Raw genomic sequence first — 19,828 nt, 5'->3', positions numbered from 1 at the left:
TCGCACCGCACATCACCCTCCGTGATGCCGTTGGCAGTGACAGGCCGGTCTCCGGGCTCGCGAGCGGGACATGCCCGGGCCACGCGCCTTCTCGGGTACCAGCACCCAGTGGCCATGCGCAGCCTTCTACTCACCTACCGTTGCGGGGGCAGCGCCGGATTCGCGCCTGCTGGCGCCCACCGGCTTCCCAGTTTCACCCTGCCGAACCTCGGTTCGTCGGGCACCTGAAACACGCCGCGAAGGTTAGAGGGTTGCACCGGGAGCGTCAATCGAACGAGGACCGATCTGGCCTGGATCAATGGCCGATTCGCCAGCTTGTGCCACACTCAAAGCAGTGATATCACATAGCCACCATTTCGGCTGACCTCGATCACAATGACAAGGAGCGCAGCATGCAAGGCCTGATCATCAACAACCCGCGCCTGGAATTCCTGCGCCCGGCCCTGGAACGCTGGGTCGACTGCATCGACCGCTTCAACCAGTTCCAGGGCGACAACGAAGCCCCTTACTGGCACGGCGCCGCCGCCAATACCGGGCTGCTCGCGGCCGCCGCCTGGCAGGCCGAGCTGGTGGCACTGCAGCAGTACACCAGCAAGAAGCAACGCGACGAAGGCGAGCGCGAAGCCCGTGGCGACCTGGCCATCAGCAGCGCCGAGGAGTCGATCCACCTGCACACCAGCCAGCGCTGGCCACGCATTGTCCGCCTCGACCTGGCGCCGGCGCTGCAGGAAACCGCCAACCAGGCCAAGGCGATCGCCTACGCCAGCCAGCTCAAGGCCGGGGCGTTGTTCGTCACCCCGTGGAAGGCCGGCCAGCACGCCAGCCCCGAGGAGCTGCAGGACCTGGTCGATGACCTGCAGAAACACACCGCCTGCGCGATTGCCTGGTACTTCCCTTATGCCTATCGCAAGCTGCACAACGAATCGGGCCAGTATTATCCTGGGGTAGCGCTGCTGCTCAAGCAGGCTTGAGGTTGATCAGCCCCCGAAGAAACGGCTTGCCAGCGCCTGATTATCCAGCCTGGCGGCGTACGCCTCCAGGTCGAATGGCTGTCCGGTGCGCAGGTCGTAAAAAGTCCCGTTTGCGGGGCGCTGCACCTCGTTGAGCACCACGTTGACGAAGCGGTAATCCTCCCCTTCGATCTCACTCAAGGCGGCTATGCGAAAGCAGGTACCCGGCAGGAACAGGGTCTCGGCTTCCGGCGGGAGGCTTGAAAACAAGGTAATCGGCACCCCATGCTGGTAGTGTCCGGTTGGCAGCTCGAACACCACCGAGGTGTCATCGAACACGCCTTCGAGTCCCTGGGCAGTGCGCTGATCGAGGTCGGCGGCGAAGCGACGCACGATGTATGGGTTTTCCGTAAAAGAAGCCAAGTCGGTGTTGACCAGCAGATCGCCGACCTTGAGCTGACCACTGCGGAAATGATGACCACTGGTGCCGCGTCCGCCAAAACCGCCCCGATACAATGGAACCCCGTTATCAACCGGCAGATCGCTCAATGTGTCGGCAAGCTTGTTCACATAGCTCACCTCATCGCCATAGGCGAACTCCCGCCGCCCTTCGCGCAGAAACTTGTTTATCTCCGAGTCTTCCTCGGTGTAGGTGTAGATCAGATCGTTACGATAGTGGCCCCCTTCACGGAAGGTGTATTCCGGCGCGCCATCGACCGTGATGTAAAAGAAGCCATCCGTATCCTGAAGGCTGCCCGCCCCGGCCACCGATGGAAACACCCTTTCAGCCAGCAACGCACGATGCCGAGCCTTGGCAATGGCCGACAGGGCACTGGTACGCAACAAGTCGGTGCGCATGTACTCGTCCCAGAACGCCGACCCTGCCCTGACCAGGCCCGCTTCGCCCGAGGGCGGATTCCCGCCAGCCAGCCGTGGCCGCTCCAGCAACTCCCATTCCCCTGTCGCGGACAGCCGAACTGGCTGGATGGGCACATAGGCAAACGGATTGTCCGGCGGCACGATTAGCCAGAGCTCGAGTTCGGGACTGTAGCGCACCCGGTAAGGCCGTCCCTGCAAAGTGATCCACGTCTCCCCCGAAGCCCCCAGCTCGATTCCCTCGAGCCATCCCTGGGCCAGGATCGGCGTGTTGAGCACCTTGTTGGCCACGCGCCCTGCCAACTGCGTGCCTGGGGTTTCCGACACCGCCCAACCACTCAACGATAGGCCGCGCTCGTGAAAAGGTGCCACATGAGAGAGCGACGCCAAGCTGCTGCCAAATCCGACCTCGACCATGCCCAGGGCTGCGAAAACGCTCTCGACAATCGCCATGCGCAGCGCCGCCTTGCGCCCTTGCACATCCCTGGCATGGAGCGCGGCATCGACATCCAGGCCGACCTTGGCCACTGTAGCCCCGACCAGGACCAAGGTTGCCGGCCAGCCCAAAGGGGCGAAGCCACCGAAGATCTGCAGGAAAGCGCCCAGGTAGCCACGCCACATGGCCTTGCGCAGCTCACTATTGCTGATGATGCTCTCGGCGCTGCGGCGCATTTCCGCCTGCGCTTGATCGGCCAGCAAGGCAAAGTAATTGCCCGCCACCGGCTGTGCAGCGGCCATGAGCAACGCCAGCGTCTGCGTGGCGTCGGGTGCGTCGGCCAAGGCCTGGAGCGCATTGCGGATCGCAGTGGCTGCCAAGGCATGCGGGTCAGCTACCAGGGCGGCCAGGTAACCGGCCATCACCGTGCCGTTCTGGAGTTGTCGGCGAAGCCATGCTGCCATTGCCATAGGCGACTCGAAGGCGTGCAAGGCCTCCTGCGCCCAAGGCAGATACAACACTGCCCGGCCTCCGGGCAAGTGGAAGCAACTCATAGCTGCCCGTTGGCTGCCACCCACGGCATACCAGTTCACCGTGAGCAGTGAAGCGGCATGCCGGCGCAATCCCTCGAGCGTCGGCGTCGCCTCGAGTGTCGTCAGCTGCTCGTCCACCCTCTGCCGCAGATACTGGGCATCAGCCTCGGTCAGGCAATCCGCCTTGCGCGCGGCAGCGATGTGCGCCAGCAGGTTGACCTTGGACAGGACACGGAAATCTTCAGCATGGCGAGACCAGAACAGGGCAACGTGCTCACGATGCTTCGCAGCGAAATCGAGTGCCCAGAAGTCATCCCGGACATCCTCCGCCAGCAGCCTGACTTCGTTGCGCTCGTCAAAGCACGTCGCCCCTGAGGGCTGCCGATAGAAGCCGCCGTATACGTCCAGCTCATCGCTCGCCTCCTGAAACGGCAGGTCGAAGCGCTGGATCATCAACTGGAGAAAATCCATGGAGCGGGTCGGCGGCCCGCTGTGGGCCCAACCGGTGAAACTGCGGCTACTGGAACTGGCGTGATTGAACTGATGCCACCACACCCTCTCGGGGTCCAGCCGCTTGCCCGTCCGCCTGAGCAAGATTGCCCGCGCATTGCTCAAGGCCAGCTGATAAGGGTCGGGATAGTCCTGCAGTACGTCGTCGACGAGCTGGACGAGGGCATGCCCCGCGCCAAGCACCTGAAGGTTATGGCAGAGGGGGTGTTCGAGAGATGTCATGTTCGATTCCTGAAGCTGGGCTGAAATCGAACATGATCCGAAAAGGCGCGCGATACGTTGGGGTAGATACCTATGCCCGGGATACTCAACGTGCCAGGGCTGAATTGCTCCGATGCGTGATCAGGGGTTCTGCGCCAGGTGCCCCGCAGGGATCACCCGTTTGGCCTGCAGGTAGGCCTTGGCCCAATAGCTGTTGGACAGATAGTCCAGGCGCACGGTACCGCCAGCGGACGGCGCGTGCACGAAACGCCCCTCGCCCACGTAGATCCCGGCATGGCTCACCTGCGAGCCACCGCCAGTGGCAAAGAACACCAGGTCGCCCGACTGCAGGGCGTTGATGTCAACGTTCGGCGCACGCATCACGATCATGTCGCGGGTGGTGCGCGGCAGGTTGATGCCGGCGGCGTCACGATACACGTAGCCAATCAGGCCGCTGCAATCGAAACCGGCGTCCGGCGTGTTGCCGCCCCAGCGATAGGGCGTGCCTACCAGGCCGATGGCGCGGAACAGCACATCATCCGCTGCGGGCGATGACGGCGCAGGGTTGAACACCACTGGGGCTTTGGCCATCGGCGCCGGAGCGGGCGCACGGCTGGAACAGGCCGCGAGCAGGGCCACGAGGGAGAGGAATGCGAAGCGCGCCAACATCGCCATGATGCAAACGTCCTGTCGGGAAGCCCCCGGCCTTGGCCGAAGGTAAAAAGAGTTGAGAATTTAGATTAGCTGCTTTCTGTAAATGCGCACGGCGGCGAGCTTTTCAGCTACGCCGCCGTGGCAGGGTACAGCATTTTGATATCAATTCAATTGCGCGAGATCGTGGTCGGCGCCATGGCGAGCGCGCGTTTGGCCTCGATGAAGGTCTTGCTCCAGTAGCGATCGCCCAGGCTGTCGATGCGCACGCCACCGCTGCGGCGGCTGCTGGAATGGATGAACTGGTTGTCACCCAGGTAGATGCCGGCGTGGCTGACGCGACCACGACCGTTGGTGCTGAAGAACAGCAGGTCGCCGGGCTTGAGCTTGTTGCGCGCGACTTTCGGTGCGTCGACGTTGATCATCTCGCGGGTCGAGCGCGGCAGGTTCATGCCGGCCTCTTCGCGGAACAGGTAGCCGATGAAACCGCTGCAGTCGAAGCCGGACTTCTCGGAGGTGCCACCGAAGCGGTAACGGGTACCGATCAGCGCCATGCCGCGTTCGAGAATGCTGTCGGCCAGCACGGGCAACTGGTACGGCTTGCTGTTGCTGGAAAATGCCTCGAGGTCATCTTCGCTGGCCAGCTCTTCCTCGGTGAATACGGAAGAGGCGGAGGCCTTGGCCTTGACCGATTGCTCGGTGGCCATGCGTTGATCCTGCGAAGGCGCGACCGGGCCGGTGGAGGCACAGCCGTAAAGAAGGGTGACAAGTGCAAGTGGCACGAGGGGTGCGAAGCGCTTCAGCATGGGCACGACCGTGTCTGTAGTCCTTTAGAAGGGGGAAACTATGCCTTCTATCGGACCCATTTGCAAATTTTATCGAAAAACATGTGACTTTTCCGATTCGACGCTCTGGCACCGTGTTTTCAGCGCTACCAGCCGAGGGTTTCCTTGAGGAATGGAATGGTCAGCTTGCGCTGGGCCTGCAAGGAAGCCTGGTCGAGCCGCTCGAGCAGGTCGAACAGCGCGCTCATGCTGCGCGTGCCACGGGTGAGGATGAAGTGGCCGACTTCGTCGGTCAGGTGCAGGCCGCGGCGCGAAGCGCGCAGTTGCAGGGCGCGCAGCTTGTCCTCGTCGGACATCCCGCGCATCTGGAAGATCAGCGCCAGGGTCAGCCGCGACTTGAGGTCGGCCAGCTTGATCGGCAACTCCCGCGGCGAGCTGGAGGCTGCCAGCAGCAGGCGCCGGCCACTGTCGCGCAGGCGATTGAACAGGTGGAACATGGCCTCTTCCCAGTCGGCCTTGCCCGCGATCACATGCAGGTCGTCGATGCATACCAGCTCGTATTGCTCGAGATGGTCGAGCAGTTCGACGCCACGCTCGAGCAATTGCGCCAGGGGCAGGTACACGGCGGGCTCGCCGAGTTGCTGGAAGCGGTGGGTGGCGGCCTGCAACAGGTGGGTACGGCCCACGCCCTGCTTGCCCCACAGGTAGATGAGGCTTTCGGTCCAGCCGGCGTCGGCTTCGCAGAGCCGCTCGACATAGCCCAGTGCCGCGGCATTGGCGCCGGGGTAGTAGTTGATGAAGGTGGCGTCGTCGCGCAGACGCACACCCAGGGGCAACTGGATCGGTTTCATGCTCGCGGGCGGTCGCGGGGACCACAGGGGGCCTTTGATGAACAGTGTGCAAAGTCTATACCCGCAACGCGGGCGGCACAATCCGGCAGGGGAATAGCACAAGTAAAATCAAGCAGTTGCATTGAATCTGAAAGCATCGCGGGGCAAGCCCGCTGCCACGCCCCGAGTGTTCAAGACTCCAGGCATGGGAGCGCGCTTGCCCCGCGATCGTTCACAGATCCGGGTCTATTTCCCCGGCATACATGTCCGATTCCTTGTACAAGTCGTGGACATGGCGCAGCAGCACCATGATCACCGCCGCCACCGGCAGCGCCAGCAGCACCCCGGTAAAGCCGAACAACTCACCGCCAGCCAGGATCGCGAAGATCACCGCCACCGGATGCAGGCCGATGCGGTCGCCCACCAGCAGTGGCGTCAGCACCATGCCCTCCAGCGCCTGCCCGACCATGAACACCGCGACGATACCGAGCATGGGATAGAGGTCGCCGCCAAACTGGAACAACCCGGCGACCAGCGCCGCGCCGATACCGATGATGAAGCCCATGTACGGCACGATCGCCGCCAGCCCCGCCAGCATGCCGATCAGCAGGCCCAGCTCCAGGCCCACCAGCATCAGCCCCGAGGAATAGATGACGCCCAGCGCAAGCATTACCAGCAGTTGCCCGCGCACGAACGCCCCGAGCACCTCGTGGCACTCGCCGGCCAGCCCCACCACCTGCGGCTCGCGCTGGCGCGGCAGCAGGCTGCGCAGCTTGGCCATCATCAGGTCCCAGTCGCGCAGCAGGTAGAAGCCCACCACCGGGATCAGCACCAGGTTGGCCAGCCAGCCGATCAACGCCAGGCTCGAGGCGGTGGCCTGGGACAGCAGCACGCCGACGATATCGGTGGTCTGGCCCATGTGCTCGCCGATCGCGGCTTTGATCTTGTCAAACTTCCAGAAACCGTCGGCCAGGCCCAGGCGGCTCTGCACCCAGGGCAGCGCCACGTGCTGCAGCCAGTCGAGCATCTGCGGCGCCAGCTCGTACAGGCGCAGCAGCTGCTTGGCCAGCATCGGCACCAGCACCAGCAGCAGGGCCAGGAAGATCAGGGTGAACAGGCTGAACACCACCACCACGCCCCAGGTGCGCGACAGCCCGAGCCGCTCCAGGCGGTCGACCAGTGGGTCGGCGAGGTAAGCCAGCAGGATGCCCACCAGGAACGGTGAGAGGATGTTGTGCAGGAAGTACAGCAGCACGACGATTACCAGGGCCGCGCCCAGCCAGATCCAACGACGCATGTCAGTCATTCGCGCCACTCCTTACCAGCGAAAGCGCAGGCCGTCGAACGGCGTTGCGGCAGTGGTGGGCGGCGGTGTGCCGGTATCGCCTTGCGCGCTCGGCGCAGGCGGGGCGGCGGCTGGCTCGGCAGGCAGCTCCTGCAGCTTGGCCAGGCCCAGCTGGGCGCGCAGTTGCTCGCGATTGCCGCTGACCCGGTAGGTCAAGGTGCCGCCTTCTGCCATCTGCAAGCGGGCGCCATAAGGTTCCAGCACCCGGCTCAGTTCGGCGTAACGCTGCAGGTTCATCCCCTGCACCTGTACCTGCAGATCGCTGCTGGCGCCGGGCCGCGTGACATAACGCGGCGCCAGGCGGTTACTCACCGCCAGCAGCACCGCATCGGCCAGGGCCGCCTGGTCGCTGCCTTCGGCGTTGCCCTGTTCGCGCTGGTCGCCCAGCCACAACTGCCACTTGCCCTGCCACTTGCCGTCGGCCTCATGGGCGTGCACCGCCAGCAAGGCATCGGCGCCATAGCGCTCGGACGCCTCGCGCAGCGGCGCAGGGTCGTTACCTTCGAGCAGCTTGGCATTGGCCACCAATTGCTCCTGCAGATCGGCCAATGGCAGGCGCAGGGGCAGGCCGCGATGCTGGGCAGCCCGACGCAATGGCTCGGCGGCGCTCTGGCCATCGCCGACCAGGCTGCTGCCCTCGACACTGTCGTTCAGCCACCAGCCCAGGACCGACGGCCGGTTGCTGCCCCACAATGCCAGCCCGGCCTGGCGCAGGGCGCGCTCGGTGCTGCCGGGGTCGAACTCGACCAGCACCGACTCCGGTGGTCCTGCCTCGGTACCGACCTGATTGATGATCTGTTGCGGGTCCTTGCGCAGCGCGGCCAGTGCCGGGTTCTGCGCGGCCTTGGGGTCGCCGGTCAGGCGCAGCACCAGGGTGTCGAGCGCCTTGCCGGTCGCCTGGGCGCGGGCCTCGCTGCCCTGCCCTTCGACGGGCTCGCGAACCTGATACAGGCCCGAGACGGTTTCGGCCTGCGCGAGGGTGCCGGCCACAACAAGGCAGGCGCCAGCAAGGAAATTGAGAAGACGCATTGAGGATTCCTGTCCAGATGACCTTGGGGCGACGCGCCCTTGCCTGTGGGCTGTGACCGCGCCACGCCGGAAAATGCTCCGCCGTGCCGCGCCTTCGCGCACGTCGCCATGCCTATACCTTATACAGGCGCCGACGCGGCAACCAGTCGCACAGGGTGAAACAGCGTTTTTTGCCCAGATTTCCCGCCTGCCCGTCGGCCTGAGGATGGCCGCCTTGGGGCAACCCTGATAAAATCGCGCGCCTTCGCAGACCAGTGACGTACAGGCAGCCGCCGTTTCTGAAAGTGGCCTTGGCCGTCCCGGTCGTTTTTCTGAATCCCTCCCTCCTAAAGGCCTGGATCAATGAGCAAGCAACCCTCCCTGAGCTACAAAGACGCCGGTGTAGACATCGACGCCGGCGAAGCACTGGTCGAACGCATCAAGGGCGTCGCCAAGCGCACCGCACGCCCTGAAGTCATGGGTGGCCTGGGCGGCTTCGGCGCCCTCTGCGAGATCCCGGCCGGCTACAAGCAGCCGGTGCTGGTCTCCGGCACCGACGGCGTCGGCACCAAGCTGCGCCTGGCGCTGAACCTGAACAAGCACGACAGCATCGGCCAGGACCTGGTCGCCATGTGCGTCAATGACCTGGTGGTGTGCGGCGCCGAGCCGCTGTTCTTCCTCGACTACTACGCCACCGGCAAGCTCAACGTCGACGTGGCCGCCACCGTGGTCACCGGCATCGGCGCCGGTTGCGAACTGGCCGGCTGCTCGCTGGTCGGTGGTGAAACCGCCGAAATGCCAGGCATGTATGAAGGCGAAGACTACGACCTGGCTGGTTTCTGCGTCGGCGTGGTGGAAAAGGCCGAAATCATCGACGGCTCGAAAGTGGTCACCGGCGACGCCCTGATCGCCCTGCCGTCCTCCGGCCCGCACTCCAACGGCTACTCGCTGATCCGCAAGATCCTCGAAGTCTCCGGCACCGACATCGACAACACCCAGCTCGACGGCAAACCGCTGGCCGACCTGCTGATGGCGCCGACCCGCATCTACGTCAAGCCCCTGCTGCAGCTGATCAAACAAACCGGCGCGGTCAAGGCCATGGCCCACATCACCGGCGGCGGCCTGCTGGACAACATCCCGCGCGTGCTGCCAAAAGGCGCCCAGGCCGTGGTCGACGTGGCCAGCTGGCAGCGCCCGGTGGTGTTCGACTTCCTGCAGGAAAAAGGCAACGTCGACGAACATGAAATGCACCGCGTGCTGAACTGCGGCGTGGGCATGGTCATCTGCGTGGCCCAGGACCAGGTCGACAACGCCCTGAACGTGCTGCGTGCCGCTGGCGAGCAGCCGTGGGTCATCGGCCAGATCGCCGAGGCCGCCGAAGGCGCCGCCCAGGTCGAGCTCAAGAACCTCAAGGCACACTGATGCCGGGCAAGACCTGCAACGTCGTGGTACTGCTGTCGGGCTCCGGCAGCAACCTGCAAGCGCTGATCGACAGCAACAGCGCCAGTGACAGCCCGGTACGCATCCGCGCGGTGATTTCCAACCGCGCCGATGCCTACGGCCTGGAACGCGCCAAGGCAGCCGGTATCGACACCGCGGTGCTCGCGCACACCGGCTTCGACGGTCGCGAAGCCTTCGATGCGGCGCTGATGGCGCTGATCGACGGCTTCGCACCCGACCTGGTGGTGCTGGCCGGTTTCATGCGCATCTTGAGTGGCGGCTTCGTGCGCCACTATCAAGGCCGCCTGCTCAACATACATCCGTCACTGTTGCCCAAGTATAAAGGGCTGCACACCCACCAGCGTGCGCTGGAGGCTGGCGATGCCGAGCACGGCTGCAGCGTGCACTTCGTCACCGAGGAACTCGATGGCGGGCCTTTGGTCGTACAGGCTGTGGTGCCGGTTGCAACGGACGACACCGAGCAGACGCTCGCCCAGCGCGTGCACCTGCAGGAACACCAGATCTACCCGCTGGCGGTGCGCTGGTTCGCCGAAGGACGCTTGCGTCTGGGCGAGCACGGTGCATTACTGGATGGCCAGCCGCTGGCGGCCAGCGGTCACTTGATTCGATCCTAGGAGAATTTATGCGTCGCGCCCTGCTCTTGGCTCTCGCCGTGCTCGCCCTGCCCCTCCAGGCAGCTGATCTGAAGCCTTTCGCGGCCAGCTACACCGCCGACTGGAAGCAGCTGCCCATGAGCGGCACTGCCGAGCGCAGCCTGGTGAAGAACGCCAACGGTACGTGGGACCTTAATTTCAAGGCCTCCATGATGATCGCCAGCCTGACCGAGCAAAGCACCCTCAAGCTCGACAACGACACCCTGCTGCCGCAGAAGTACCACTTCGAGCGTGGCGGCCTGGGCAAGGCGAAGACGGTCGACCTCAGCTTCGACTGGACCGGCAAGAAGGTGACCGGCAGCGACCGTGGCGACGAGATCAGCCTGCCGCTCAACCGCGGCGTGCTGGACAAGTCGTCCTATCAACTGGCGCTGCAGCATGACGTGGCCGCCGGCAAGAAGAGCATGACCTACCAGGTGGTCGACGGTGACGAGATCGACACCTACGACTTCCGCGTGCTGGGCACCGAGAAAGTGGCCACCAAGACCGGCCAGGTCGATGCGGTCAAGGTCGAGCGCGTGCGCGACCCTAGCCAGAGCAAGCGCATCACCGAGCTATGGTTCGCCAAGGACTGGGACTACCTGCTGGTGCAACTGCGCCAGGTCGAGACCGATGGCAAGGAATACGTGATCGTGCTGCAGGATGGCACGGTGGACGGCAAGGCAGTCAAAGGCAACTGATAGCGCTGCCTGTAATACCCGAAGCCCCGCCTTGTGCGGGGCTTCTTTTTCAGGCCAACACTACCACCCGTAGGAGCGGCTTCAGCCGCGATCACCAGCAAAGCAGGTGCCCCTGTGGCGCCTGCATCGCGGCTAAAGCCGCTCCTACAAGGTGCGCGCCAGCGTATTCATGCTTCATGAAACTTGTTTCATCGCTGTTTTATTTACTTAGCCTGCTAACAAACTCTATAAAGAGGGTGTGCGACACGCTGTCGCAGCCAACTGAAGCAGTGGAGTTTAACGATGACAGTCCAAGTAACCGAACGCGACGAATCGAAAATGTCCCACGAAGGCCTGGCCGCTGGTGTGCGGATCTGGGATGTGCATCAACAGGGCCAACTGGTCGGCATGTTCCATGATGAGCACCAGGCCCAGCAGTATCGCATGGAGCTGGAATACCTAGAGAACCAGCGACCGTCGCAATAACACCCCCTTCAAACGAAAAACCCCGCCTAGGCGGGGTTTTTCATGCTTACCACATCAGATCGTCAGGGATCTTGTAGGCTGCGTACGGGTCGTCCTCGTCCGCTTCCTCGACATGGGTGTTGAGCAGCAGGATGCGATTGGGGTCGCGCTCCTGGATCTTCACCGCCGCCTCGCGTGGAATCACTTCGTAGCCACCGCCATGGGCGACGACCGCCAGCGCGCCGTTGCTCAGCTTGCTGCGCATCAGCGCGTTGACGGCGATGCGCTTGACCTTCTTGTCATCGACGAAGTTGTAATAGTCCTCGGTATTCAGCTTGGGCAGGCGGGTCGCCTCGATCAACTGCTTGATCTGCGCGGCACGGGCCTTTTGCTCGGCCTTTTCCTGGACCTGGCGGTTCAGCTCCTGGTCTTTTCGGGCCTTCTCGGCCTGGGCTTCCTTGGCCAGGCGCTGCTGGCTGTCGTCCACCTCGACCTGGCCTTTGTGCTCCAGGCGTTTCTGTTTTTTCTCGGCCTTGTTGGTCTGAGAAACCTGTTTCTGGTTGACCAGACCGGCTTTGAGCAATTGGTCGCGAAGGGAAAGGCTCATGGAAGTTCACTCACTTATGCATCAGCTCAGCCGCAGCTGGGCAGGTTCTTTTCCTGACGCTTGGCCTCGCCCCACAGGGCGTCCAGCTCGTCGAGGGTACGATCTTGGATGTTCAGGCCCTGCTCGCGCAATGCCTGTTCGATGAATCGGAAGCGCCGCTCGAACTTGCGATTGGCGCGGCGCAGGGCGTTTTCCGGGTCGTGGCGCAGGTGGCGGGCCAGGTTGACGGTGGCGAACAGCAGGTCGCCCAGCTCATCTTCCAGCGCATCGCTGTCGCCATCGGCCATGGCCTGCAGCACTTCGTCGAGCTCCTCGCGCACCTTGTCCAGCACCGGCAGCGCGTCCGGCCAGTCGAAGCCGACCGTGGCGGCGCGCTTCTGCAGCTTGGCCGCCCGTGACAGCGCAGGCAAGGCCGCCGGCACATCGTCGAGCAGCGAGAGCTGTTCAGGCTCGCTCTTCTCGGCGCGCTCCTCGGCCTTGATCTCTTCCCAGCGCGACTTGACCTGGGCCTCGTCCAGCATGGGGGTGTCCAGCGGCGCATAGAGCTCGCCGGTGGGGAATACATGGGGGTGGCGGCGGATCAGCTTGCGGGTGATCGCATCGACCACGCCGTCGAACTCGAAGCGCCCTTCTTCCCGTGCCAGCTGGCTGTAGTAGACCACCTGGAACAGCAGGTCGCCCAGCTCGCCCTGCAGGTGCTCGAAGTCGCCGCGCTCGATGGTGTCGGCTACTTCGTAGGCCTCTTCGATCGTGTGCGGAACGATGCTGGCGTAGTCCTGCTTGAGGTCCCAGGGGCAACCGTATTGCGGGTCACGCAGGCGGGCCATCAGGTGCAGCAGGTCGTCGAGGGTGTAGGTCATGAATATCTTTCCTCAGCGAGGGCCTTGCCCTCGATCGCCGGCAAGCCGGCTCCCACAGGGGTATGCCGTACCTGTGGGAGCTGGCTTGCCAGCGATGGGCCGCACAGCGGCCCCGTTCTGTCTCAAGGGGTACGGTTACGCCGCGTCTCGATGATGTTGGGCAACTGCGAGATCCTGCCGAGCAAGCGCCCCAAGGCATCCAGGCCAGGGATCTCGATGGTCAGCGACATCAAGGCGGTGTTGTCTTCCTTGTTCGAGCGGGTGTTGACCGCCAGCACGTTGATCTTCTCGTTGAGCAGCACCTGCGAAACGTCGCGCAGCAAACCCGGGCGGTCGTAGGCACGGATGATGATGTCGACCGGGTAGGTCTGCACCGGGATCGGCCCCCAGCTGACCTGGATCATGCGCTCCGGCTCCTTGCCCGCCAACTGCAGCACCGAGGCGCAGTCCTGGCGGTGAATGCTCACGCCACGGCCCTGGGTGATGTAGCCGACGATGGCATCGCCCGGCAGCGGCTGGCAGCAGCCGGCCATCTGCGTGAGCAGGTTGCCGACGCCCTGGATCTGGATGTCGTTGCGCTTGCCGGAACGGATGCCCCGCGCCTGGCGCGGGATCAGCTCGACCGGCTCCAGGCGCTCGGGTTCGAGCAACTGCTGGGCGGCGTTGACCATATGCGCCAGGCGCAGGTCGCCGGCACCGAGGGCGGCGAACATGTCCTCGGCGGTCTTGACGTTGGCCTTCTCGGCCAGACGCTCGAAGTCCACCTGCGGCAGGCCCAGACGCGACAGCTCGCGCTCGAGCAGGGTCTTGCCGGCGGCGACGTTCTGGTCGCGGGCCTGCAGCTTGAACCAATGGACGATCTTGGCCCGGGCCCGCGAGGTGGTCACGTAGCCCAGGTTGGAGTTCAACCAGTCGCGGCTCGGGCTGCCGTGCTTGCTGGTGATGATCTCCACCTGCTCGCCGGTCTGCAGGCTGTAGTTCAGCGGCACGATGCGCCCGTTGATCTTGGCGCCACGGCAGTTGTGGCCGATCTCGGTGTGCACCCGGTAGGCGAAGTCCAGCGGCGTCGAGCCCTTGGGCAGGTCGATGGCGTGGCCGTCGGGGGTGAACACGTAGACGCGGTCCGGCTCGATATCGACGCGCAGCTGTTCGGCCAGGCCGCCGATATCGCCCAGTTCCTCGTGCCACTCCAGCACCTGGCGCAACCAGGAGATCTTCTCTTCGTAGTGGTTCGAGCTGGGCTTGACGTCGGTGCCCTTGTAGCGCCAGTGGGCGCAGACGCCCAGCTCGGCTTCCTCGTGCATGCCATGGGTGCGGATCTGCACCTCGAGCACCTTGCCCTCGGGGCCGATCACCGCGGTGTGCAGGGAGCGATAGCCGTTTTCCTTGGGGTTGGCGATGTAATCGTCGAACTCTTTCGGAATGTGCCGCCACAGGGTGTGCACGATGCCCAGCGCGGTGTAGCAGTCACGCACTTCCGGCACCAGCACGCGCACCGCGCGCACGTCGTAGATCTGGCTGAACTCCAGGCCCTTGCGCTGCATCTTGCGCCAGATCGAATAGATGTGCTTCGCCCGGCCACTGATATCGGCGTTGACGCCGGTGGCCAGCAGCTCGTTCTGCAACTGGTTCATCACATCGCTGATGAACCGCTCGCGGTCCAGCCGGCGCTCGTGCAGCAACTTGGCGATCTGCTTGTACTGGTCGGGCTCGAGGTAGCGGAACGACAGGTCCTCGAGTTCCCACTTGATATGGCCGATACCCAGACGGTGCGCCAGCGGCGCATAGATGTCGAACACCTCGCGGGCCACGCGCAGGCGTTTCTCGTCATCGGCGGACTTCACCGCCCGGATGGCGCAGGTGCGTTCGGCCAGCTTGATCAGCGCCACGCGCACGTCGTCGACCATCGCCACGAGCATCTTGCGCAGGTTCTCGACCTGCGCCTGGGAGCCGAGCACCAGCGACTGGCGCGGGCTGAGGCTGGCACTGATGGCAGCCATGCGCAGCACGCCGTCGATCAGCTTGGACACCACCGGCCCGAAGCGCTGGCCGACCTCGGCCAAGGTCACCTTGCCTTCGCGCACCGAACGATAGATGACCGCCGCCACCAGGGAATCCTGGTCGAGCTTGAGGTCGGCGAGGATTTCGGCGATCTCGAGCCCCGCCTGGAAACTGGACGTGCCATCGGCCCAGGAATGCTTGGCCGGATTGCCTTTCTTCTCGACCTCATGGGCAAACTCGCAGGCCTCTTTCAACCCCGGGCGATCGAGTTGCGAATCGACGCTCACCACATGATCGAGCCATGCTTCGAGATTGATACTGCCGTCGTTGTTGACCGGCTGGTGCACTCTCACCTGTACCATCTTTGCTTTACCTTTCCATACAGCGCACCACGCGGGTGCACTGGCTATCACCTGTGCGCCCCTCACTCCCTGAAGGCCGCACCAAGAGGGCCAGCCCGGCTAGCCCGCTTCGAATAACGCCATGGCCTCGACATGCGCCGTCTGAGGAAACATGTCGAGAATCCCGGCCCTTTTTAACCGGTACCCCTGCCCGACCAGCACTTGCGCGTCACGCGCCAGCGTGGCCGGGTTGCACGATACGTAGACCAGCCGTTTCGCACCCAGCCGGGCGATGCCCTGCACCACCTCGAAAGCCCCGTCGCGCGGTGGATCCAAGAGTACCGCAGAAAAGCCCTCGGCAGCCCATCCGGCGCCTGCCAAAGGCTGCGATAAATCGGCCTGAAAAAACCGTGCGTTATGCACATTGTTGGCGTGGGCGTTGGCCTCGGCACGGCTGACCATGGCCTGCACGCCTTCCACCGCCACCACCTCGCGCGCCTGACGCGCCAGGGGCAAGGCAAAGTTGCCCAGGCCACAGAACAGGTCCAGGACCCGCTCATGCGCCTGGGGCGCCAGCCAGGCCAAAGCCTGCTGGATCATCAAGGTATTGACCTGGGCATTGACCTGAACGAAGTCGCCCGGTCGCCAGGCCAGTTCCAAGCCCCAGGGTTCCAGGGCAAAGCCCAGTTGCGCCGTGGCCTGCACCGGTGCCGGCTCGCCCTCGCCTTGCAGCCACAACTGGGCGCCGGCCTCGCGGCAGAATGCCTCGAGCCGCGCCAGGTCTTCACTTGGCAATGGCGCCACATGCCGCACCAACACCGCCTCGGCGGTACCGCTGAACAGTTCCACATGTCCCAGCGCCTGCGGCTTGCTCAAGCTGCGCAACACGGTCGGCAGGTGGCGCATGATCGCCTGCAAGGGCTGTACCAGCACCGCGCAGTCGTCGATGGCAACGATGTCCTGGCTGGCCTCGGCGCGGAAACCGACCTCCAGCTGACGCGCCTTGGTGTCCCAGCGTACCGCTACCCGCGCCCGGCGGCGGTAGCCGAATTCCGGTCCGCACAAGGGAACAGCCCACTCTTCGGGCTGCACGCCGGCCACCCGCTGCAACTGCTCGGCGAGCAGGCGCTGCTTGAGCGCCAGTTGGCCGTCATGGGGCAGGTGCTGGAGGTTGCAACCGCCACAGCGGGCGTAATGCCGGCAGGGCGCTTCGCGGCGCTCGGCGCTGGCCTGGAACACCCGTTCCAGGCGCGCCTCGACCACTTTGCCGCGTGCGGCAAGCACCCGCGCCTCGACGTCCTCGCCGCCCAGCGCGCCGCTGACGAACCAGGTGCGTCCCTCGCTGAAGGCGATGCCACGGCCGTCACCGGCCACGCGCTCGATCAGCAGGCGCTGCTTCTTGCCCACCGGCACTTGTGCGGCACGGTTGCCGCCGGCCGGCTGGAAACGCAGGCCGGTATTGCTTTTCTTTCTGGACATCAGGTCGGATCGAACAGGCCGGTGGAAAGGTAACGGTCGCCGCGGTCGCAGATGATGGCGACCATCACCGCGTTCTCGACTTCACGGGACAGGCGCAGCATCGCCGCCACCGCCCCGCCGGAGGATACGCCACAGAAAATGCCCTCTTCGCGGGCCAGGCGACGGGTGGTTTCCTCGGCCTCCTGCTGGGACATGTCGACCACGCGGTCCACCCGGGTGGCGTCGAAGATCTTCGGCAGGTACTCGTGGGGCCAACGGCGAATGCCCGGAATGGCCGAGCCTTCCATCGGCTGCAGGCCAATGATCTGCACCGCCGGGTTCTGCTCCTTGAGGTACTGCGAACAGCCCATGATGGTGCCGGTCGTGCCCATGGAGCTGACGAAGTGGGTGATCGTGCCCTGGGTCTGCTGCCAGATCTCCGGGCCCGTGCTGTTGTAGTGCGCGATCGGGTTGTCGCCGTTGGCGAACTGGTCAAGCACCAGCCCACGGCCTTCGGCCTGCAGTTTTTCCGCGAGATCGCGGGCCCCTTCCATGCCCTCTTCCTTGGTCACCAGGATCAACTCGGCGCCATAGGCGGTCATGGCCGCCTTGCGTTCGGCGGTGGAGTTGTCCGGCATGATCAGGATCATCTTGTAGCCTTTGATCGCCGCGGCCATGGCCAGGGCGATGCCGGTATTGCCGGAGGTGGCTTCGATGAGGGTGTCGCCGGGCTTGATCTGGCCACGCAGTTCGGCACGGGTGATCATCGACAACGCCGGGCGGTCCTTGACCGAACCTGCCGGGTTGTTGCCTTCGAGCTTGAGCAGCAAGGTATTGCTGGTGTTCCCGGCGATGCGCTGCAGGCGAACCAGCGGCGTATGGCCGACGCAGTCGGCGATGGTTGGGTACTGCAGGGTCATGGGCGTTTTCGCAATCCGGACGGCAGGGGCGCCTATCATACCGGCAAACCCGGCGCGGCCATATCACGCAATTGTCGGTGGTTATAGCGGGTAGCTATAAGCAGTTGTTCCCTGGTAGCGGGCCTGCCCGCGCCGGACCAACCGACGGCCCCGCTTCATGGGCAGGCAGGCGCATGCACAGGCGCAGGCCGCGCTCACCATTGACCGCCCACACCAGCCCACCCTGGCGGCGGATCGCATTGCGGGCAATGCTCAAGCCCAAGCCGAAGCCACCGTCCCCGGGCCGTGCCCCGTCCAACCGGGAAAACGGCGCGAAGATCCGCTCGAGGTCTTCCTCGGCCACGCCACCGCCGTCATCCTCCAGGTCGATACGCCAATACCCGCCTTCACGCCAGCCGCCCAGGCGCACCACACCCGCCTCGGGCGAGTGACGGATGGCGTTGCGCAGCATGTTCTCCAGTGCCTGGGCAAGGTCGTTGAGGCTGCCCCGCACCCAACATTCCGCCGGCAACGCACAGTGCAACCGCCCAGGTGCCCAGCCGCTTTCGTAACAGGCATTTTCGCTGAGCAGGTCCCACAGCGCCGGCACCTGGATCGGCTCCAGGTTCACCGGGGCGCGCTCGGCGTCCTGCCAGGCCAGTTGCAAAGTGTCCTCGACCAGCTGCTGCATGCCATCCACCTCGCGGTGCAGGCGTTCGCGCAGGCGCTGCAGGTCGGTTTCGCCGTCGCAGGCCACGCGCAGGCGGCTGAGCGGCGTGCGCATCTCGTGGGACAGGTCGCGCAGCAACTGCTGCTGCAAGGTCACGGTGCCCTGCAGGCGCTCGGCCATCTGGTCGAAGGCCCTGGCCAGTTCGCCCAGCTCGTCCTTGCGCCGGGTGGTGCGCGAATCCAGGCGCGCCGCCAGCTGATCGGCGCGCCAGGCGTTGGCCTGTTCACGCAATTGATTGAGCGGCACGATCAGCATGCGGTACAGGCCAACGCACAGCAGCAGGGTAAACAGTCCAGGAATGATGCCGTTGGTGACGATGCGCCAGAACAACCGGTACTGGCCCGGGTTGAAGCGCTCCGGCAGCTCGATCACCAGCATGCCCTGCTCCGGCGCGCCGGGGAACGGCAGGCGCAACCAGGGCTGGCCGATACTGCGCCGACTCATCGGCCAGTCGACGCCGCGCAGGCGGGTCAGGCGCTGGGCCTGCCCGGCGGTCAGGTCGGCGCTGCCCAACGGCTGCAGGTCGCCATCGAGCACCCCCACCCAGCCTTGCTCGCGCCCACGCATCTCGGCCAGCCAGGCGTCGACACCCTCAGCGCCGCCGCTACGCCAGGCCTGCTCCGCCTCGGCCGCGTAACCCCGCAGCACTTGACGCGCAGGTTCGGAAAGGAAGGCGTCCTGGGTTTCCATATGGCGACCCCAGCTGTAGCTGAGGCCGATCATCAGCAGGCAGAAGCCCACCAGCAGGACGGTCAGTTTCCAGAACAGCGAATGGCGATCGAGCACGGTTCAGTCGGCCTCGCCGACGCCGAACACATAGCCCTTGCCCCAGACGGTGCGGACCTGCCGTTCGTGATAGCCGATGGCCTTGAGCTTGCGGCGGATCTGGCTGACGTGCATGTCCAGGCTGCGGTCATGCCGCGAGTAGCCCCGCTGCAATACCTGCTGGTAAAGGAACGGCTTGCTCAGCACCTCGTCCTGGCTGCGATGCAGGGTGTCGAGCAAGCGATACTCGCTGGGCGTCAGCCCGGCCCACTGGTCGGCGAGGCAGACATCGGCAGCCTGCTCATCGAAGCGCAACTGCCCCGCCGCCACCTCGCGCGGTGCCAGCGCCCGGCGCTCGAAGGCCACCCGGCGCAGGATCGCCTCGATGCGCACCCGCAGCTCGGCGAAACTGAAAGGCTTTGGCAGGTAATCGTCCGCGCCGCGTTCGAAGCCGCTGATACGGTCAGCCTCGGCGCCCAGCGCGGACATCAGGATGACCGGCGTGGCACTGCGCCGGCGCAGGCTGGCCAGGGCGTCCAGGCCATTGAGGCCGGGCAGCAGGATGTCCAGCAGGACCAGGTCGAAGACTTGTCGCCCCGCAGCCTCCAGCCCCTCCAGGCCACTGCGGCACCAGGTCACCTGGAAGCCGCCGCGGCGCAGCTCTTCGTGCAGGTAGGCACCGAGCACGGGGTCGTCCTCGATGGCCAGGATGTTGGTGGCGTGAATAGCTTCGGGATGCATTGGCAACTGCCATCGATTCTCAGTTGCGTGATTATTGGGCAAGCACGCCCGGCAAGGCAACCG

At 64.7% G+C, this 19,828-nt stretch carries 18 protein-coding genes and 1 riboswitch; of the genes, 5 read left to right on the top strand and 13 right to left on the bottom strand.

The genetic code is table 11. The annotated features are described in order from the left end of the window. Positions 1-24: 24 nt before the first annotated feature. Positions 25-243, bottom strand: a riboswitch (cobalamin riboswitch). Positions 244-392: 149 nt separating this feature from the next. Then, positions 393-971, top strand: coding sequence for a hypothetical protein (locus tag AAHK21_RS20435; protein ID WP_367858174.1), 579 nt, complete (start codon positions 393-395; stop codon positions 969-971). A gap of 6 nt (positions 972-977) precedes the next feature. Here AAHK21_RS20435 and AAHK21_RS20430 read toward each other — a convergent pair whose 3' ends face one another. From AAHK21_RS20430 to AAHK21_RS20405, 6 genes are all read right to left on the bottom strand, one after another. Next, positions 978-3,527 carry a DUF6543 domain-containing protein gene (locus AAHK21_RS20430; RefSeq protein WP_367858173.1) on the bottom strand — a complete coding sequence of 850 codons (2,550 nt, stop codon included), beginning with the start codon at positions 3,525-3,527 and terminating at the stop codon, positions 978-980. A gap of 120 nt (positions 3,528-3,647) precedes the next feature. Next, complete coding sequence (locus tag AAHK21_RS20425; protein ID WP_367858172.1) at positions 3,648-4,181, bottom strand: C40 family peptidase; 534 nt, start codon at positions 4,179-4,181, stop codon at positions 3,648-3,650. A 146-nt stretch (positions 4,182-4,327) separates the two neighbouring features. Further along, complete coding sequence (locus AAHK21_RS20420) at positions 4,328-4,963, bottom strand: C40 family peptidase (RefSeq protein WP_031314898.1); 636 nt, start codon at positions 4,961-4,963, stop codon at positions 4,328-4,330. Between the two features lie 125 nt (positions 4,964-5,088). Then, positions 5,089-5,793, bottom strand: a complete 705-nt coding sequence (hda, locus tag AAHK21_RS20415; RefSeq protein ID WP_031314897.1) for a DnaA regulatory inactivator Hda — start codon at positions 5,791-5,793, stop codon at positions 5,089-5,091. 211 nt (positions 5,794-6,004) lie between these two features. Beyond that, positions 6,005-7,078 carry an AI-2E family transporter gene (locus AAHK21_RS20410; protein WP_367858171.1) on the bottom strand — a complete coding sequence of 358 codons (1,074 nt, stop codon included), beginning with the start codon at positions 7,076-7,078 and terminating at the stop codon, positions 6,005-6,007. A gap of 12 nt (positions 7,079-7,090) precedes the next feature. Beyond that, positions 7,091-8,146: a DUF2066 domain-containing protein gene (locus AAHK21_RS20405; protein ID WP_367858170.1), complete on the bottom strand. Its 1,056-nt coding sequence runs from the start codon at positions 8,144-8,146 to the stop codon at positions 7,091-7,093. 342 nt (positions 8,147-8,488) lie between these two features. On the opposite strand from AAHK21_RS20405, the gene purM reads away from it, so the two are divergent. From purM to AAHK21_RS20385, 4 genes are all read left to right on the top strand, one after another. Next, positions 8,489-9,547 (top strand): phosphoribosylformylglycinamidine cyclo-ligase, encoded by a 1,059-nt coding sequence (purM, locus tag AAHK21_RS20400; RefSeq protein ID WP_038706623.1) that lies wholly within the window; start codon positions 8,489-8,491, stop codon positions 9,545-9,547. Next, a complete protein-coding gene (gene purN / locus AAHK21_RS20395; protein WP_046854532.1) occupies positions 9,547-10,200 on the top strand; it encodes a phosphoribosylglycinamide formyltransferase in 654 nt (217 codons plus the stop codon). Before purM ends, purN begins: the two co-directional genes overlap by 1 nt. 8 nt (positions 10,201-10,208) lie before the next feature. Beyond that, a complete protein-coding gene (locus tag AAHK21_RS20390) occupies positions 10,209-10,919 on the top strand; it encodes a DUF3108 domain-containing protein (protein WP_367858169.1) in 711 nt (236 codons plus the stop codon). Between the two features lie 282 nt (positions 10,920-11,201). Beyond that, on the top strand, positions 11,202-11,384 hold the full coding sequence (locus tag AAHK21_RS20385) for a hypothetical protein (protein WP_023630170.1): 183 nt from the start codon (positions 11,202-11,204) through the stop codon (positions 11,382-11,384). Positions 11,385-11,430: 46 nt separating this feature from the next. On the opposite strand, the gene AAHK21_RS20380 is transcribed toward AAHK21_RS20385, so the two are convergent. From AAHK21_RS20380 to AAHK21_RS20350, 7 genes are all read right to left on the bottom strand, one after another. Further along, positions 11,431-11,970, bottom strand: coding sequence for a DUF2058 domain-containing protein (locus AAHK21_RS20380; protein ID WP_046854531.1), 540 nt, complete (start codon positions 11,968-11,970; stop codon positions 11,431-11,433). A gap of 26 nt (positions 11,971-11,996) precedes the next feature. Then, complete coding sequence (mazG, locus tag AAHK21_RS20375; RefSeq protein WP_023630168.1) at positions 11,997-12,830, bottom strand: nucleoside triphosphate pyrophosphohydrolase; 834 nt, start codon at positions 12,828-12,830, stop codon at positions 11,997-11,999. Positions 12,831-12,952: 122 nt separating this feature from the next. After that, complete coding sequence (gene relA / locus AAHK21_RS20370; protein WP_046854530.1) at positions 12,953-15,193, bottom strand: GTP diphosphokinase; 2,241 nt, start codon at positions 15,191-15,193, stop codon at positions 12,953-12,955. A gap of 99 nt (positions 15,194-15,292) precedes the next feature. After that, on the bottom strand, positions 15,293-16,651 hold the full coding sequence (rlmD, locus tag AAHK21_RS20365; RefSeq protein ID WP_367858168.1) for a 23S rRNA (uracil(1939)-C(5))-methyltransferase RlmD: 1,359 nt from the start codon (positions 16,649-16,651) through the stop codon (positions 15,293-15,295). Beyond that, entirely contained in the window at positions 16,651-17,550 is a 900-nt protein-coding gene (cysM, locus tag AAHK21_RS20360) for a cysteine synthase CysM (protein WP_046854528.1), read from the bottom strand. The genes rlmD and cysM overlap by 1 nt, the downstream gene beginning before the upstream one ends. 94 nt (positions 17,551-17,644) lie before the next feature. Beyond that, entirely contained in the window at positions 17,645-19,045 is a 1,401-nt protein-coding gene (locus AAHK21_RS20355; protein ID WP_367858167.1) for a histidine kinase sensor domain-containing protein, read from the bottom strand. 3 nt (positions 19,046-19,048) lie between these two features. Continuing rightward, positions 19,049-19,765, bottom strand: coding sequence for a response regulator transcription factor (locus AAHK21_RS20350; protein WP_367858166.1), 717 nt, complete (start codon positions 19,763-19,765; stop codon positions 19,049-19,051). Between the last annotated feature and the right edge of the window lie 63 nt (positions 19,766-19,828).

This window comes from Pseudomonas sp. TE50-2 (assembly GCF_040813665.1).
GTDB lineage: Bacteria > Pseudomonadota > Gammaproteobacteria > Pseudomonadales > Pseudomonadaceae > Aquipseudomonas > Aquipseudomonas soli.
The sequence above is the reverse complement of the archived record's forward strand: the minus strand, read 5'-3'. Positions and strand labels throughout refer to the sequence as shown.

Excerpts from the sequence above, each read along its gene's own strand:
- AAHK21_RS20405 (WP_367858170.1), bottom strand. The coding sequence starts at position 8,146 with ATGCGTCTTCTCAATTTCCTTGCTGGCGCCTGCCTTGTTGTGGCCGGC.
- AAHK21_RS20410 (WP_367858171.1), bottom strand. The coding sequence starts at position 7,078 with ATGACTGACATGCGTCGTTGGATCTGGCTGGGCGCGGCCCTGGTAATC.
- relA (WP_046854530.1), bottom strand. The coding sequence starts at position 15,193 with ATGGTACAGGTGAGAGTGCACCAGCCGGTCAACAACGACGGCAGTATC.
- purN (WP_046854532.1), top strand. The coding sequence starts at position 9,547 with ATGCCGGGCAAGACCTGCAACGTCGTGGTACTGCTGTCGGGCTCCGGC.
- AAHK21_RS20430 (WP_367858173.1), bottom strand. The coding sequence starts at position 3,527 with ATGACATCTCTCGAACACCCCCTCTGCCATAACCTTCAGGTGCTTGGC.
- AAHK21_RS20435 (WP_367858174.1), top strand. The coding sequence starts at position 393 with ATGCAAGGCCTGATCATCAACAACCCGCGCCTGGAATTCCTGCGCCCG.
- hda (WP_031314897.1), bottom strand. The coding sequence starts at position 5,793 with ATGAAACCGATCCAGTTGCCCCTGGGTGTGCGTCTGCGCGACGACGCC.
- AAHK21_RS20420 (WP_031314898.1), bottom strand. The coding sequence starts at position 4,963 with ATGCTGAAGCGCTTCGCACCCCTCGTGCCACTTGCACTTGTCACCCTT.
- purM (WP_038706623.1), top strand. The coding sequence starts at position 8,489 with ATGAGCAAGCAACCCTCCCTGAGCTACAAAGACGCCGGTGTAGACATC.
- mazG (WP_023630168.1), bottom strand. The coding sequence starts at position 12,830 with ATGACCTACACCCTCGACGACCTGCTGCACCTGATGGCCCGCCTGCGT.
- AAHK21_RS20425 (WP_367858172.1), bottom strand. The coding sequence starts at position 4,181 with ATGGCGATGTTGGCGCGCTTCGCATTCCTCTCCCTCGTGGCCCTGCTC.
- rlmD (WP_367858168.1), bottom strand. The coding sequence starts at position 16,651 with ATGTCCAGAAAGAAAAGCAATACCGGCCTGCGTTTCCAGCCGGCCGGC.
- AAHK21_RS20380 (WP_046854531.1), bottom strand. The coding sequence starts at position 11,970 with ATGAGCCTTTCCCTTCGCGACCAATTGCTCAAAGCCGGTCTGGTCAAC.
- AAHK21_RS20390 (WP_367858169.1), top strand. The coding sequence starts at position 10,209 with ATGCGTCGCGCCCTGCTCTTGGCTCTCGCCGTGCTCGCCCTGCCCCTC.
- AAHK21_RS20350 (WP_367858166.1), bottom strand. The coding sequence starts at position 19,765 with ATGCATCCCGAAGCTATTCACGCCACCAACATCCTGGCCATCGAGGAC.
- AAHK21_RS20385 (WP_023630170.1), top strand. The coding sequence starts at position 11,202 with ATGACAGTCCAAGTAACCGAACGCGACGAATCGAAAATGTCCCACGAA.
- cysM (WP_046854528.1), bottom strand. The coding sequence starts at position 17,550 with ATGACCCTGCAGTACCCAACCATCGCCGACTGCGTCGGCCATACGCCG.